Here is a 16261-nt window from a genome sequence, read left to right as displayed (position 1 = left end):
AAAGAGTCAGGTTCTTAATTTCTAGTTTCTCCTGGTGTATGAGTGCGTCGCCAACGGAGAAAACCGTAGACACCCGCAGCTAAAATCAATAAATAAGGGGTGTAGACTATTAACCATATACCTAACTTTAATAGCCCAACAGTCAAGCTGCCTAGAGATTGGGTCGAATTGTTCCAAGTTTCTTGAATTTGTGAACCTAGCGCACGTTGGGGACTGTTACTAGATACAGCTGCTTCTAGATTTAAGGTAATGGTGGAGTAGGCGACTTGATTTTGCAAGCTTTTGAGTTGAGCGTCAATTTGCTCAATAGATTCTCGGACTCGACTGAGTTCTTGAGCAACACTCAACACATCGCGCACAGAACCAGCCCTGTCCATAATTTTTTGTAAATTTACTTCGGTTTTGCGGAGATTAGTTAATCTAGCTTGGATATCCACCAAGCGATCGCCTACATCCTCGGCTGTAATATTACGACTTTCGATTGTACCTAATTTAGCTAATTCTTCTAAGGTCGGTTCTAATAAGTTTTGCGGCACTCGCAACTGTATAGATGCAGTGTGACGGAAATTTTGTTTTGTGGGTTGCATTTCATTTAACCCAATCAAATCACCTTGCTGTTTTGCAATAATCTGTGAAACTGCATTAATGCTGTTTTCGACAGAGTTCACCACAATTGTCATTGTGGCTTTTTTGATTAATTGGGGACGCGCCCTGGGGACTGGTGCTGCTTCTGCTTGGGCGACGAGATTATTAGCCGTTGGTGCAGCTTGCTCTTGGCTGGCAATTGGCGGTAATGATTTAGTAGAAAAATCTTGAGCAGCACAGCTAGTAAAAACAACCCCTCCTAGTAAAGCACCCGCAAGTAAGGTTGATTTGCGTGGTAATGGTAAATCAAAAGTCATAATTCGACCTCGGAAAGATGAAATTAATTTCAGTATTACCGAGGAAAGTTTTATTATTGGATTTGTTGCAATTTATGTAACCAGTATTTTGCTCAATCTGTCTATGTGAGACAAATCACAGGAGCTACCTGACAAGTAAAATACACTCGAAAATATGGTGTAAAAAAATACCTATTTTTAAAAGATGAATTTTGTAGAGTTACTTTTAGTTCTAGCGACAGTGCTGAATGTCGGCAATAGCAATATAATTACCGTTAAAAATGATACAGGACAAATTCAGACAGTAAAACTTGCTTGTATTAATTTACCGAACGCAACAAAAAAACCAGATAATCTAGCAGCAACCGAGAAACTCAACCAATTATTACCAGCAGGTAGTCCTGTAGTGATTAGAAGAGTTACAGAAGATAAAGGCGATCGCATTACAGGCGAAATCTTCGTAGATAATCAATCAGTCAATCTCCGCTTAGTTGCCGAAGGTAACGCAGTTATTGACCAAGATACTATCTACTACTGCTCAGAAACTAAAACTCAATATTTAATTGCCCAAGCCAATGCTCAAAATAAACGACTAGGAATATGGCAGCAAATTAATCCAGACACAACTAAAAAAATCCCAAGATAATTATTGATTGGGAAGAATTTAGGAGTCAGAAGTCAGAATGATTAATAAATTCAGAGTTTTACTAGAGGCAGATGCTCATAGTTTCAAACTACGAGTTATAGCAATCTTAAATGATTTATCAAAATCATTCTTCCTTGTTTCCCTTGTCTACCCTGTCTTCCTTGTCTCCCTTGTCTTTTGTGTTCACATATTAAATACCAAATGCGAACACGCCTGACTTCTGTATTCTGAGGATTACAGAGAAATTTTCATGCTTCGGAGCTTATCTGTGGTTACACAATTTACGGTAAGATCAAAAACCTGCCTATAAATAATTGTGATGCTTGCTGACAGGAGATGCTTCTATGGCCCGGATGTACTATGACGAAGATGCCAATTTAGACCTTTTGGCTGGAAAAACTATTGCTATTATCGGCTATGGTTCCCAAGGTCATGCTCATGCCCTGAACTTAAAAGATAGCGGTTTGAATGTGATTGTGGGGCTATATCCTGGCAGTAAGTCAGCACAAAAAGCTGAAGCTGCTGGCTTAACCGTGAAAAATGTTGCCGATGCAGCCAAAGCGGCTGACTTCATCATGATTTTGTTACCTGATGAAGTACAGAAAACAGTTTACAAAAACGAAATTGAACCTAATTTAGAAGCTGGAAATGTAGTAGCGTTTGCCCACGGCTTTAACATTCACTTTGGGCAGGTTGTACCACCTGCTGACGTAGATGTGGTTATGGTAGCACCCAAAGGCCCTGGTCACTTAGTGCGCCGGACTTATGAACAAGGACAAGGCGTACCTGCGTTGTTTGCGGTTTATCAAAATGCTAGTGGTCAGGCACGCGATCGCGCTATGGCTTACGCTAGAGGTATTGGTGGTACTCGTGCTGGTGTCCTCGAAACCACCTTCCGCGAAGAAACCGAAACTGATTTGTTCGGCGAACAAGCCGTATTATGTGGTGGTTTGAGTGCCTTAATCAAAGCTGGTTTTGAAACCTTAGTCGAAGCTGGTTATCAGCCCGAATTGGCTTATTTTGAATGTCTGCACGAAGTTAAATTAATTGTTGACTTAGTTGTAGAAGGCGGTTTAGCCACAATGCGCGATAGCATCTCCAACACCGCCGAATATGGTGACTACACTCGCGGCCCCAGAGTGGTTAACGAACAAACCAAAGCCGAAATGCGGAAAATTCTCCGCGAAATTCAATCAGGACAATTCGCCCGTGAATTCGTTTTAGAAAATCAATCCGGTAAACCAGGATTTACCGCTATGCGTCGTCAAGAAGCCGAACACCCCATTGAAGTAGTCGGTAAAGACCTACGGGCAATGTTTAGCTGGCTGAAAAAAGTCTAACTTCGGTTCATTCACACATAAAACGGGTCATAGTAGAGACGCAATTAAACTGCGTCTCTGCGTCAACATAGTATTAAGACAAACCACACCAAAAGACTTTTCAGAATACTCCAATATCTCCCTTGTCTCCATAGTCTACCTCGTCCCCCTTCTCCCCTAACATCCCAAGTCAACCTTAATCTTCCAATAAACTCATCAACGCTTTAATTTCTGGGTCTTCTGCCTCAGATAGCTGACGGCGTAATTCTAAAATTTGATGGTTTAATGCTTCCGAGGTATAAAGCAGATTTGAGGCTTGAGCAATTTTTAATTGACTTTCCTTAATTCTGATTTTTCTAAGCAGTTCATCGACAGCATAGACATCATAATCTTGAGAAATCATAGCCTTAGATTTATAAAAAATTTTTAGTAGTTTAAGTTAAACTTGGCGTTTGTATTATTGATTAGTCCGTATTGCTTGAGATTATACATGGTTGAGATGCAGATTGCTCATACGGTTGATTACATTTGATTAAGCTTGTCAATCCGATTTTACGTATATATTTTTACACCAACTTTACACAAACTTCACTCACAGAAATAGATTAACCAAGAATGTAGATTTCCTTGGTAATGCTATGATTGCACGTCATCATCAAGATGAACTGTGTGATTTACTTAAGTACATTCCTGGGAGTATTTGTAAAAAATACATGAATTTACGGAAACAGGCTTGATTTTTCTCTCAGCTATTATTTATATTTACTCTAGACGGTTAATCACTACTTAATCATCCAACTAAACTTCTTCAAGCTTAAAGCCTACTTAACTGTGTAAAGTTTATACAAACAAATCATCTCAATTCCAAATTGAACTAGGAATTGGTAAATATTGCAGAGATGCTGTTTTTTATGTCTCTACAATAATTTATGTGTTCCTAATATTGTTGAACTTGCTCAAGATTCAACTAAATTTTTATTGCCTAGATTCCTGATTACAAATCATAGGTTGATAGTATGCAAGATGTTTTAGAATATATTAAACACCAAGAAAAAAAGTTTTCTGAATTACCGTTTTTTCAATTTTTAACCAATAGTAAAATAGACCCGGAACAGCGATTAGTCTGGTTTCCTTGTTTAGCTCATTTTGCTATGAGCTTTAAAGATTTAAATAATGATATTCTCAAAGATGAGTTGAGTGATCATCCACTCCAAAAAATCATTAACCAGCAGTCAGTAGAAGATGGTAGTCACTGGAAATGGTATCTCAGAGATTTAGATACCCTGGGAATTGATCAGGTAATGCGCTTCAGTGACTTTCTCAAATTTATTTGGAGTGAAAAAACTATCAAAACGCGCCGTCTATCTAATAATTTAGTAGCAATGTGTCGTTATGAAAATGACATCTTACTAAAAATAGTGATTATTGCCGCAATAGAAGCTACAGGTAGCACAGCCCAACGCGCAATGGCGCAGGTTGGTGATGAATTACAAGCTGTAAAAAATAAAAAATGTTTTTACATTAGTCAGCACCATGTAAATGTAGAAAATGAGCATTTTCAATTTGCCAATGAAAATTGTCTGCTCAATATTGAATTAAGTGCAGAACAGAAAGCTAAAGCCTTAATTCTAGTAGATTATGTTTTTGATAGCTTTACAGAATGTATGGATGGACTAATGCAATTTGCTAATCAACATAAATTTAAAGAATTGGTAGCTAAACCTAAATATGCTCTACCTAGATAAATACAAATTTATCTGCGGTTACTAGATTAATCAAGTTGCTCAATTTTTGCTTTGCAATGGCGAATTATAGCAATCCTAAATGATTTATTGGTATAGAAGATGATGAGAGCATAACTTATGACCTTGCTTAAAGTAAAATTAATTTTAGAAGAACATAAAGGCTTTGAGCGTTTTTGGAGATATCTAGTCAATCAAAAGCTGTAAAAGCCAGTAATATACAAGATGATTGATACCTTACTTGCACCATATCTACCAAATTATTATGTAGAACGTCTCGAATACAGCCGAGAGTTAAAAACTCGTCTGCTGAAAAATTCATCAGATGTAGGTGCTTTGGTCGTGACAGCTATTGATGGCTTGGCTGCGGTTGGTAAATCTACCCTGGCAATGGCTTTAGCACATGACCAAGAGGTGCAAGCTCATTTTTGTGACGGGATTCTCTGGGTAACTTTAGGTCAACAGCCTAATCTTTTATCGCTGCTTAGTGCTTGGGTACAAGCATTGGGGGACTACAACTTTAAACCCATCAGTGTGGAAGCAACTTCCAATCAACTGCGTACATTGTTGTATGAAAAAGCTGTGCTGCTAATAATAGACGATGTTTGGAATATAGAGGATGCACAAGCATTTAATGTTGGTGGAGCTAGCTGTCAAGTTTTGGTAACAACCCGCGATGCAGAAATCGCCGAAGCTCTCGGAGCTAACCCCCCATGTTGTTTGGATGTGATGGAACCATCCCAAGCAATGGAACTGCTAACTAAAAAATTAGGACGCGCGATTACTGCTGTAGAATATCAGCCAGCGCAAGATTTAGCTTCATCCGTTGGTTATTTCCCTTTGGCGTTGTCATTGGTAGCTGCTGAAATCGCCAGTTGTACAACTTGGACTCAATTATTAGAGGATTTTCAGCAAGAGGTAGCGCGATTAAAAAATCTTAATCGACCAAAAGCAGAAGAAATTACTGATGAAACCATTTTAAAACGCTTGTGCTTAACAGCATCATTAAATTTGAGTCTCAAGCGAATGCCTAAAGAAGAGCAGGAGCATTTTTCTTGGTTGGGGGTATTACCGAAAAATGTTACCATCACTAAGATGATGGCAGCGACTCTATGGAAAATGGATATATATGATGCTGCTAAGACATTGGAATACTTAGAAAATAAAGCAGTTTTATCGCCTGGAGTTCCTTTAAAAGATGGGACACCAACGTACCGTTTACATGACTTATTTCATGACTTAGCACGTAATTTGTTGACTGCTCCACCAAACTCAGAGGATGAAGATAATCTATCGGGTTTGGGTATAACTTTAGCCTCTGCTCACGCTACTTTTTTGGAGACTTATCGAAATAAAACCTCTAAAAATCTTTGGCATACCTTACCCAATGACGGGTATATCCATCAGCATTTAGTTTGGCATTTGTCCAAGGCTCAAAAGGTAGAAGAAATTCACGAATTATTACGAGAAGATTCAGAAACAGGAGGTAATGGTTGGTACGAAGCTTGCGATCGCTTGTCACAAACTGCCAATTTTGTAACTGATGTTGTTCGTGCTTGGGAATTGGCAGAAAACTCCTGGACTGAAACAACCTTGGCTCAAGTTATTGGGTTGCAGTGTCGCTATGCTTTAATTATTGCATCCCTTAATAGTTTAAGAGTTGATTTACCAGTAGGGCTGCTGGTTGCGTTAGTTGAAAAAAATATGTGGACTCCTGAGCAAGGACTCAGTTACGCAATACAAAGCTCGAATCCATCACAGAAAGCAAACTTGCTTACACAGCTAGCCAATCATTTGCCATCAAAGTTAAAAGAATTAGCACTGTCGAAAGCTCTGGCTGCTACTAGGGAGATTGATACCAGGGGGGCTGAGGATGAAGAGTTTCGCGTCTTTATTATAAGTAGTTTGGCTGTTAAACTGCCACCAGAATTATTATCAGAGGCTCTGGCTGTTGCTAGGGAGATTCATTTTGAGAGCTATCGCGCCGATGCCATAAGTAGTTTGGCTGACAAATTGCCGCCAGAATTGTTACCAGAGGCCCTGGTTGCTGCCAGAGAGATTCAGGATGAGGAGTTTCGCGCCCAGGTACTAGGTAGTTTAGCTGATAAATTGCCAGAATTGTTACCAGAGGCTCTAGCTACTGCCAGAAAGACTGAGGATGAGTTTAGGCGTGCTCGAATTCTAAGTAGTTTGGCTGTTAAATTGCCACCAGAATTGTTACCAGAGGCTGTGGCTGCTGCCAGGGAGATTCATGATGAGGATTCTCGTGTCTCTGTTCTAAGTATTTTGGTTGATAAATTGCCAGAATTGTTACCAGAGGCGTTGGCTGCTGCCAGGGTGATTGAGAATAGCTACAATCGCCGCGATGCTCTAATTAGTTTGGCTAATAAATTACCACCAGAATTGTTACCAGAGGCTGTGGCTGCTGCCAGGGAAATTCATGATGAGGAGTTTCGCGCCGAAGTACTGGGAAGTTTGAGTGATAAATTGCCGGAATTGTTACCAGAGGCGTTGGCTGCTACCAGGGAGATTGAGTTTGAATCAAGTCGCGCCTATATTCTAAGTAGTTTGGCTGATAAATTTCCAGAATTATTACCAGAGGCTCTCGCTGCTACCAGGGAGATTCAGAATGGTTATAATCGCGCTGATATTCTAAGTAGTTTGGCTGATAAATTGCCCCCAGAATTATTACCAGAGGCTGTGGCTGCTGCCAGGGAAATTCAGGATGAAATGTATCGCGCCAAAGCCTTAAGTAGTTTGGCTGATAAATTGCCAGAATTGTTACCAGAGGCTCTCACTGCTGCCAGGGAGATTGAGGATGAAAAGTATCGCAACGATGCTCTAAGTAGTTTAGCAAATAAATTACCACCAGAATTGTTATCAGAGGCTTTAGCTGCTGCTAGAGAGATTAAGGATGAGAAGTATCGCGCCCATATTCTAAGTAGTTTGGCTGGTAAATTGCCAGAATTATTACCAGAGGCTGTGGCTGCTGCCAGGGAGATTCAGTTTGAGTCAAGTCGCGCCCAAGCCCTAAGTAATTTGGCTGATAAATTTCCAGAATTATTACCAGAGGCTCTGGCTGCTGCCATAGAGATTCAGGATGAGGAGTATCGCGCCCAAGCCTTAAGTAGTTTGGCTGATAAATTGCCACCAGAATTGTTACCAGAAGCTGTGGCTGCTACTAGGGAGATTGAATATGGAGAGTTTCGCGCCTCTATTCTGGGTAGTTTGGCTGTTCAGTTGCCAGACTTGTTACCAGAGGCTGTAGCTGCTGCTAGGGAGATTGAGTATGATGCGTTTCATTCCGATGCTCTAAGTAATTTGGCTAATAAATTCCCAGAAGTGCTACCAGAGGCTCTGGCTGCTGCCAGGGAGATTCTGAGTGAGCATTGTCGCGCCGATAGCTTAAGTAGTTTGGCTGATAAATTGCCACCAGAATTATTACCAGAGGCGGTGGCTGCTGCCAGGGAGACTGAGGATGAGTACTATCGCGCTTATATTCTCAGTAGTTTAGCTGATAAATTCCCAGAATTATTACCAGAGGCGGTAGCTGCTGCCTGGGGGATTCAGGATGAGTATCCTCGCTCCTTAGCCCTAAGAAGTTTGGCTGATAAATTGCCAGAATTATTACCAGAGGCTCTGGCTGCTACCAGGGAGATTCAGGATGATGGGCATAATCGCGCCTATAATCTAAGTTATTTGGCTGATAAATTGCCACCAGAATTGTTACCAGAGGCTCTGGCTGCTGCCAGGGAAATTCAGGATGAGTACTATCGCGCCAACGCCTTAAGTAGTTTGGCTGATAAATTGTCACCAGAATTGTTACCAGAGGCTGTGGCTGCTGCTAGGGAGATTCAGGATGAAAAGTATCGCGTCGATGCCTTAAGTAGTTTGGCTAATAAATTGCCAGAATTGTTACCAGAGGCTGTGGCTGCTGCTAGGGAGATTCAGGATGAAAAGTATCGCGTCGATGCCTTAAGTAGTTTGGCTAATAAATTGCCAGAATTGTTACCAGAGGCTGTGGCTGCTGCTAGGGAGATTCAGGATGAAAAGTATCGTGCCTGTATTCTAAATAATTTAGCTGATAAATTGCCAGAATTGTTACCAGAGGCTGTGGCTGCTGCTAGGGAGATTCAGGATGAAGAGTATCGTGCTGATGTTCTAAGTGATTTGGCTGATAAATTGCCAGAATTGTTACTAGAGGCTGTAGCTGCTGCTAGGAAGATTCAGGATGAAGAGTATCGTGCTGATGTTCTAAGTGATTTGGCTGATAAATTGCCAGAATTGTTACCAGAGGCTGTAGCTGCTGCTAGGAAGATTCAGGATGAGAAGCATCGCGCCCAAGTCCTGAGTAGTTTGGTGGATAAACTTTTACAAATACAAAAAACTCAACTTTTTTGTCTCTGGGGAAAAACTCTTCACATCTTATCTGTTTACACTCGCCCAGGTTTACTTAGTGATATAAATATATTAACTCCAATTATAGATACTTTAGGTGGCGAACAAGCATTGAGAGATACAGCTTCTGCTATCCAAGATGTTTCACGGTGGTGGCGATAAAATTTAAAAATCGCTCTCTGAGTCAACATTTATTTATTTTTTGGTAAAAGCTGAGACTTCAAAAGTTGGCACTGTTCTTTATATTTTTTACGCATAGCTTCCCTTTCCGATTGGTTAGGGATTTCTGCCAGTACACGCTCAACATTCTTTTTATCACAGTACATTTGCCGCATTATCGGAATCCATGTTGCATTCCAACCGTCTTGCCCAGTCATGCGCTGCGAAACAGGCTTACCAATATTCGCAAGTGCCACAGCCTTCTCTAAGTCTGCTTCACTATCCCAAAATTGAATACTTTCGGTACGCTCGTCAAGCAAAAAGTAACCCTCAGCCGCTTGACCTGTAACATGCCTGCGATAATATCTCCACCATTGAACTTGGGAAGCTAAAGTTTTACGCTGGTTGCTCATTAAACAGGTGCCGCACTCATCTTTGTATGGGTCACTGTGGGTAATAAAATTACCGTTGGCTGTTGTCACTTCCCATTCTGCAAATCCCACTGTAGCCATTACAGATTGAGGTAATGCGATTACAACACTACCGAATATACCAAGTAACAACTTACGCATAATTAACTAATTATTTAGACATTATTTTACACATAATGTTTAATATAGCCGAGCCAATTTTCATCTGGTTTGTGCTTTATGATAACTTCTTATTTGGGCAAGGTCAGCACATCTCAAACCCTGCAATTTTACATTACTAATCTTGCCAGTGATGCTAACAAAATTGGTAGTGCGATTCGACAGCATTGGGGTATTGAAAATTCTGTTCATTGGACGCTATACCATTTTGGATTTTAGATTTTGCGAAAAGTTGCGTGGGCGGGTTCCCCGACTTGAGCAAACTTTTCAAGACAGATTTTGGATTGGGTAAGGGTTGATCGGTAAGCTTTTGAGTCATCCATCTGTCGCAATCATTTTTTAATTTGGTATTAGATGTCACTTTTAATGAAGATGAATGTCGAATTCGTTCTCTGCACAGTCCACAGAATTTTTCTTTGCTACGTCGCATTGCTCTTAATGCCTTAGAGCGAGAATCCTCTTTCCGCCGCAGTATTCGCCAAAAGTCTCGGCGAGCCGCTATTAATGATCAGTATATGCTTTCTGTGTTGGCCGCATCTCTCCCCAATTCAATCCTCTCCTAGAATACCACTGTCAATAGGTTTTGAGACGCGCTAACCCTGCTATATCTGTAAGGAAATTTCTATTTTTGTTTTTTATTTGTGCCATTTTTTAAGGCCTGTGCTAATTGTTCTGTACTCAGGTTACTTAACAAAGTAATATTGAGAGGTGCTTGATTAATATATTGAGCATAAGATGATTGTAAATAAGGGCGATATTCTGCATTATTTAAGAGATTTGTTTCCATAAAAGCCACACTTAAGGCTTTTAAATATGAATAAACGGGTTCTGGCTCTGGCCCTAATAAACCGGTTGGTACAGGTAAAACATTATTTTCTGGAGCAGGTTCTTGTAGTGCAGAAAAATGGGTAGCATTTTCAATTAATACTAGATATTTGTTAGGTTCAGTTAGCCAAGTAAAGGGACGAATCTGTTCGGGGATGGCGGGGGCAAAAATATCTTGGCTACCCGTGACTATCATTGCGGGAACTTTGATTTCACTGATGCCATTTTCGCCTAAGACTGAACTGTTAATTGGATTAATGGCCATCACTGCTTTAATTCGCGGATCTTGTAGTGCATAATCTGTTTCGGATAATTCAGCAGCTTGACATTGCAGTAATAAAGATAAATTCAAGGATCTATTGGGATAACAGTCTCGACGCAACTGAGCAAAGTTCAGTTTAGCTCCGGCTAAAGTCAATACTGTATAACCACCAAAAGAATGTCCAATGGCTCCAACTTCCTGAAAGTTGAGTTTTCCTCGTAGCTGAGGATTAGATGTTTCTAAGCTTTGGAGTTCATCAAGGACAAATTTGACATCTAAGGGACGGTCGATAAATTCTCGTGGTTGTGGTGGCCCTGCTAAACCAGCAAAGTATTTTTGAAAGCGTTGGGCGTTACTACCGGGGTGTTCTAATACGGCGACGGCGAAACCATAGGAAACTAAATGTTCTGCTAGATAAGCTAAAGCATAGCGGTCTGAAGCTAACCCATGAGAAATCACAATTAAGGGAAAAGGCTTTTGGGTTGTGACTTGTGGTATGTAAACATCTAGTGGTAGACGACGATCGCGTTTAGTGTCATTTAACTCAAAGTACAATTTTTGCAACGGCAATTTTCCTGGCTGGCGTAAATCTGGCTTTTGCGAAAAATCTATGTTTGCGTTGCTAGATTCAGCGATCGCTTGTTGTTGCAAATATGCCACAACTGCATCTCTATCTTTGAGTAATTCTGATAAATTGTTGACTATCTTAATTCCTTCGGAGAAATTTAATTTAATCGTGGGCGAAGGAAACTTACGTATGATATTGACAACCGTTAAACCTTCTTTAGAATCTGCTGCAGCTAAAATCAAAGCCGCCCGCACAGCATAAAAACCATTTTGGCGAGATTCTGTAAGTAACAATTCTCCTAAACGTTGTACAACTTGCTCTCCGATGGGGGAATAAGTAAACTGTGAAACTAAAGTAGGTGTGGCACTAAATCGCTGTTGTAAAAGCTCTCGTAGTTGCGCCAGTTGTTCCGGTGTGGCACGCTGGGCATAAATGTCTAACTCTCCAGTAATTTTGCCTTCTTTGGCGAAGGTTTCTAGCGCATCTGTGGATAACGAAAATTCTCCAAAGGGGGGATAAAATAAGCTAATACGTTCGGCTCCCCAGCTAGGAGCAGCTGATAAAACAGTGGATAATAGCCCCAAACCCAAGTATTTCAGCAGTTTTTTCATAAGTTATTGCTAAATGGAGAATTATCAAGGTTATATTAGGATGCGATCGTTAATATAGAAGGTTTTGCCAGACAAAAGTGAAATATCACCAGAAATAATACTTCGGTGGTATCTGACTATTCATCGACTGTGAGAAAACTTTGGTGACAAGACTATGTTTGCAGTCAAGCTGACTCTACACATCATCCAGATAGCTATAACAAAATTTCCAGATGCAAACATCAGATTCAGAAAGCACTCAAATCACTTTTTACGACTATCTGAAATAACTGATTACTCTTGTGCCAATTTTAGTAGAGTTTCAAAGACCTGCTTTTGCAAAGATTCATCAGGAACTCCTAAACCAAAGATGCGGACGAAGGTAAGACCTTCAAGTGCTAGACGAATTACAGTTGCTATTGCTGGATCGATTCCACTGTTTTCGATTTGCTGTTGCCAATCAGCTAAGTGTTTCTGCACTGGCTCAAGTAATTCTGGATTTTCGGCGATCGCAGCTAGAAAACTAAAATGAATAGCGATCGTTTCAGCATCAAACTTTTTAAATGACCTGATATAAGCCCTCAGCCAATGTCCAGGTGTATCGGGTGCATCATCTTGCTTTAATTCATTCTCTAGTGATAGTGTCTTTTCATCAATTAGCTGTTGCAACATCCCAGAAATCAAGGCTTCTTTGCTAGGAAAGTGGTAAAGCAATCCACCTTTACTGACACCTGCTTCACGAGCGACAGTTTCTAACGTCAGAGCCTTGAAACCAGATGCTACCATCACTCGCCCTGCTGCTTCTAACAATGCTGTACGGGTAACAGACGCAGATTTTGTTTTTTTATTAGCAGTCATAGCGTTGAATTAAGGAGCTAGATAAATTGTCTTCACCAGACAATTTATCTAGCAATGAGATTTTTTGTGAATTTAGGTTTCTGCCATTAGTTTACCGTTTAGTTGGTAGACTAAATTTAGTGTACCGTCTGGACGGTAATGCGTCAACTAAATGAGTGAAAAAGTTTGGTCGTTTTTTGAGTAATGAGTAAGGATTACAGGGCTTACGCAAAACGTAGACGCACTCTTCGGCTACCCGCAGGGTAGGAAACTATATAAGAGTTTGAGAGAGTTCTTACATAAGTCCTAGTAAATACTCATTACTCATTACTCATTAATAATCTTTGCGAGTAAGTCCTGTTAGTGTCAGCAATAAGCGCGATAATGGATATAGAACTCAAGTTAATCTTATGTCTACAGTTTCCTGCTCCAGTTGTGTCGTAATTCTCAACCAACAACAGGAACAAAATATGTCTCACCAACAGCAGTGCCAAAATCAGCCAATCAACCACAGTCAAAGTACTGTTAAAAATTCTACAGTGGTAAAAAATGGCCGGGTTGTTGTCATATCTGAACAAGCACAATCTCAGCAGACTAACGAATCTCAAAACGCATAAAACACGGGTTAGGAAATTTGTTATTTTTTAGATTGCGACGTTAGTCTTTACGAAAATAATAAAAATCTCAGTTTAATATCGGTATTTTTGACTAATTCCTTAAATTTACCTTTACGAATTTAGTTTAAAATTACTCTGGGGCTTAAGCTATTACACGGAGACGCACATAATTTTAGATATCTTTTGTGTTGGTGGTTAACTGCTTACTATTAACAGATAATCATCAAGTAACATCATGGGAAATTATGTAATTTAAAGCTTAATAGCTACAGAAAAATACTTTCTCAAAAAGCCAAGTTTTAGCTCAATCACTTGAATTTAACTACACCAGAGGCAGATAAATGAAAAGTTTATTGTTGGGAATAGGAGCTACCTTATTTTTTGCTTCCAATGCTCATGCAGCCACCCTCATATATAATGAAGCTGTTGATGGTGACTTATCTGGCGACAACTTAAACCCAACACTAGTGAATCTTTCAGTTGGTTCTAACAGAATTAGTGGTTCTACCACTGGTAATAATAATCCCGTTCTGGACAGAGATTTCTTTACCTTCACTATTCCTGCTGGTCTTCAATTGCGTCAAGTTATCTTAACTACTTATACCGGGCTAGATGGTACAGGGGCAAATCAAGGATTTTTAGCAGTCCAAAGAGGTTCTCGTATTACTAGCCTAATTAATAATCCTCCATTACTAGGTGCAGCTTTAATTGGTGCCGCGCCTGGAACCCAACAAGGAGATAATGTCTTAGACGACTTAGGTACAGCAGCATCAATTCAAGGAAACAACTTTGTGGGTTTTCCTAGCGGTAGACTTGGCGCTGGTACTTACACTTTCTGGATACAGGAAACAGTTGGTGGGATACAGAACTACACCTTAGATTTTGTTACCACAGTTCCCGAACCATCAACTATTTTCGGTATTGCTGCTGTAACGGGTTTGGGTACTTTAATCAAAAGGAAGAAGCGTGGGCAGAAAGCGACAATAGATCAATAAAGTTTCTCATCAGTGTGGAAATTCACCTTTTTATAGATCCCCTGATTGTAATGATGGGGATTTTCTTATTCTTGATTGCCTTTGAATGGCGATCGCATAATTATTCTGCTTGAGTAGACGATTTTAAAATATAACTAGCTAACTCACAAAATCCTGCGGCTTCAGCTGCACTGGTGACGTAAATTGGTCGATTTTGTAAGCGACTGGCGTATTTTACGATATTCGCTACACCCACAGAAACAGGAAAATTATTGGCTGCAAATAAACTCTCATCATTGGGACTATCACCAACAGTGACAACTTGTGTGGGTGAGTAGTCAGGCCAATGTGCTTGTAATACTTGCAATAAACCCACGGCCTTATCTTGACCTTGGGGTTTGATATGACACTGCACTGTACTGTAAGTAAATCCCCACCCCATTGATTCACAGAGATTACCTAAAGTTTGTAATTCCTCTACAGTTAAAGCCTCGACATCGAATGTCCAGTCTGTGAGGCGAAAACGATTGTCCGCAGATTCTTGAATTTGGGGAAATTTCTGTTTTAATTCGGCAAAAACGGCTGCTAATTGTTGGCGGTGCAATGTTAAGTCAGGAATCGCAGTTAAAGCAATGGGCTGTTCACTACCCTTGGGATAGAAGATACCACCATTTTCAGCGATCGCACCTGCAACCGGCATTAAGCTACTAATTCCACTTACCCAACCCGCAGAACGTCCCGTGACAATTAATACATCAACTCCAGATGCTGTTAATTCTTCTAACGCTTGTAATAACGCAGTAGAAAACTTTCCTTCCTTGGTTAGAGTCCCATCCATATCAGTAGCAATCAGGCGGATATTACTCCAGCAACTAGATGCAGCTTGAGATATAGGAATTAGATTTAAATAATACATATTAGTAACTGTATATACGCAGTTTATAAAAAGCTGTTAAAAATACTAATAACACAGCAATATGACCTTGAGGATTTGGGCATTCTAAACAATGACAAGTAAATTTATTGTTACCATGCTAAATCCTATACTTCTGGCGCAATCTCCACCAGCAAAAACAAAAAAAGTTACTCAAAAACCAGCCGCTAGTGAACCTTCCCCAGCACCGCCCTTTTTATTAATTACCTCTGGAGGGCTGGCTGTAGCGGTGATTGGGTTGATTGTGTTTGGCAAAATCCAGATGACTAAGTTAGAGAAAAAAATTAAATTTGAAAAATTCCGTGCTAGAGAGCTAGAGAAAAAGTTTAAACTGGCGCTAGACACAATCCGCAAAATGGAAACTAACCCGGATTTGGTAAACTCACGGGACTTCAACCTCGATTATTTACGGATGCGGATGTCTGAAGAAGTATTTCATTTTGCGATTCTGAACCAAATTAAAATCAGAGTCAAAGATAAAATTTCTCAAGCTTTGCGTCCCAACCAATCTCAACAAGGGACTGTGGGAATAGCCAATAGTGCAGGGCGACAGGTGGATGAGATTTTTGATGTTGAATATGAAAGTGGTACACCGCCAAACATTGCGAAACGGGTGCTATTCCGCATTCAAGTTAAGCTGATGAAGTTACCCACCCAAGCAACTTCCGCCACAATTAGCCAAATTATTGATTGCATCGAGACTTATCTTAGCCCGATGGACGATGAAGATACATGGCAACCGACAATTCAAGGTCGCCTTGCTACTATGCACTGGGATCAAAAAGCTAAACCCACACCATTACTAGTGTTAGAACAATCCAATGATGGCGTAAATGTCACGTTTCGGACTAGTCGCCAAGCAAATGCCCCAGCTAAATAGACTGGGAGTCGTGAGTAGGGAGTAGGGAATAGGGAAAGA

The 16261-nt window shown here is 40.3% G+C and carries 14 protein-coding genes and 1 pseudogene; 9 read left to right on the top strand and 6 right to left on the bottom strand.

Annotation, left to right across the window (positions count from 1 at the left end):
- Window positions 1–14 precede the first annotated feature (14 nt).
- A complete protein-coding gene (locus tag H6G77_RS22555) occupies window positions 15–902 on the bottom strand; it encodes a DUF4349 domain-containing protein (protein ID WP_190872785.1) in 888 nt (295 codons plus the stop codon).
- A gap of 184 nt (window positions 903–1086) precedes the next feature.
- Between H6G77_RS22555 and H6G77_RS22550 the strand changes: the two genes are divergently transcribed.
- Window positions 1087–1527 (top strand): thermonuclease family protein, encoded by a 441-nt coding sequence (locus H6G77_RS22550; RefSeq protein ID WP_190872784.1) that lies wholly within the window; start codon window positions 1087–1089, stop codon window positions 1525–1527.
- A 344-nt stretch (window positions 1528–1871) separates the two neighbouring features.
- A complete protein-coding gene (ilvC, locus tag H6G77_RS22545; RefSeq protein WP_190588679.1) occupies window positions 1872–2867 on the top strand; it encodes a ketol-acid reductoisomerase in 996 nt (331 codons plus the stop codon).
- A gap of 175 nt (window positions 2868–3042) precedes the next feature.
- Here ilvC and H6G77_RS22540 read toward each other — a convergent pair whose 3' ends face one another.
- Window positions 3043–3249 carry a hypothetical protein gene (locus H6G77_RS22540; RefSeq protein ID WP_190588678.1) on the bottom strand — a complete coding sequence of 69 codons (207 nt, stop codon included), beginning with the start codon at window positions 3247–3249 and terminating at the stop codon, window positions 3043–3045.
- 613 nt (window positions 3250–3862) lie between these two features.
- Between H6G77_RS22540 and H6G77_RS22535 the strand changes: the two genes are divergently transcribed.
- A complete protein-coding gene (locus tag H6G77_RS22535; RefSeq protein WP_190674540.1) occupies window positions 3863–4591 on the top strand; it encodes a hypothetical protein in 729 nt (242 codons plus the stop codon).
- Between the two features lie 222 nt (window positions 4592–4813).
- Complete coding sequence (locus H6G77_RS22530) at window positions 4814–9148, top strand: NB-ARC domain-containing protein (protein WP_190872783.1); 4335 nt, start codon at window positions 4814–4816, stop codon at window positions 9146–9148.
- A gap of 29 nt (window positions 9149–9177) precedes the next feature.
- Here the strand turns inward: H6G77_RS22530 and H6G77_RS22525 are convergent, their stop codons facing one another.
- Window positions 9178–9717 (bottom strand): hypothetical protein, encoded by a 540-nt coding sequence (locus H6G77_RS22525; protein WP_190872782.1) that lies wholly within the window; start codon window positions 9715–9717, stop codon window positions 9178–9180.
- Window positions 9718–9795: 78 nt separating this feature from the next.
- On the opposite strand from H6G77_RS22525, the gene H6G77_RS22520 reads away from it, so the two are divergent.
- Together H6G77_RS22520 and H6G77_RS22515 are read left to right on the top strand one after the other, a co-directional pair.
- Window positions 9796–9954 (top strand): transposase, encoded by a 159-nt coding sequence (locus H6G77_RS22520; RefSeq protein WP_190588945.1) that lies wholly within the window; start codon window positions 9796–9798, stop codon window positions 9952–9954.
- A 131-nt stretch (window positions 9955–10085) separates the two neighbouring features.
- Window positions 10086–10298: pseudogene (locus H6G77_RS22515) on the top strand (transposase); the annotation flags it as partial.
- A gap of 59 nt (window positions 10299–10357) precedes the next feature.
- Here the strand turns inward: H6G77_RS22515 and H6G77_RS22510 are convergent.
- Both H6G77_RS22510 and H6G77_RS22505 read right to left on the bottom strand, forming a co-directional pair.
- On the bottom strand, window positions 10358–12001 hold the full coding sequence (locus H6G77_RS22510; RefSeq protein WP_190588674.1) for an alpha/beta hydrolase: 1644 nt from the start codon (window positions 11999–12001) through the stop codon (window positions 10358–10360).
- Between the two features lie 273 nt (window positions 12002–12274).
- Entirely contained in the window at window positions 12275–12838 is a 564-nt protein-coding gene (locus H6G77_RS22505; protein WP_190872781.1) for a TetR/AcrR family transcriptional regulator, read from the bottom strand.
- A gap of 389 nt (window positions 12839–13227) precedes the next feature.
- Between H6G77_RS22505 and H6G77_RS22500 the strand changes: the two genes are divergently transcribed.
- Window positions 13228–13434 carry a hypothetical protein gene (locus H6G77_RS22500; RefSeq protein WP_190588672.1) on the top strand — a complete coding sequence of 69 codons (207 nt, stop codon included), beginning with the start codon at window positions 13228–13230 and terminating at the stop codon, window positions 13432–13434.
- A gap of 341 nt (window positions 13435–13775) precedes the next feature.
- Window positions 13776–14429, top strand: coding sequence for a PEP-CTERM sorting domain-containing protein (locus H6G77_RS22495; RefSeq protein WP_190588671.1), 654 nt, complete (start codon window positions 13776–13778; stop codon window positions 14427–14429).
- A 100-nt stretch (window positions 14430–14529) separates the two neighbouring features.
- On the opposite strand, the gene H6G77_RS22490 is transcribed toward H6G77_RS22495, so the two are convergent.
- Window positions 14530–15324 (bottom strand): HAD family hydrolase, encoded by a 795-nt coding sequence (locus H6G77_RS22490; RefSeq protein WP_190872780.1) that lies wholly within the window; start codon window positions 15322–15324, stop codon window positions 14530–14532.
- A gap of 115 nt (window positions 15325–15439) precedes the next feature.
- Here H6G77_RS22490 and H6G77_RS22485 point away from each other — a divergent pair, with 115 nt between their 5' ends.
- Window positions 15440–16222 carry a hypothetical protein gene (locus H6G77_RS22485; protein WP_190588896.1) on the top strand — a complete coding sequence of 261 codons (783 nt, stop codon included), beginning with the start codon at window positions 15440–15442 and terminating at the stop codon, window positions 16220–16222.
- The last annotated feature ends 39 nt before the right edge of the window (window positions 16223–16261 follow it).

Source organism: Aulosira sp. FACHB-615 (genome assembly GCF_014698045.1).
Classification (GTDB): domain Bacteria; phylum Cyanobacteriota; class Cyanobacteriia; order Cyanobacteriales; family Nostocaceae; genus Nostoc_B.
Note: the sequence above shows the minus strand (reverse complement) of the source record. Positions and strands in the feature narration are given on the sequence as shown.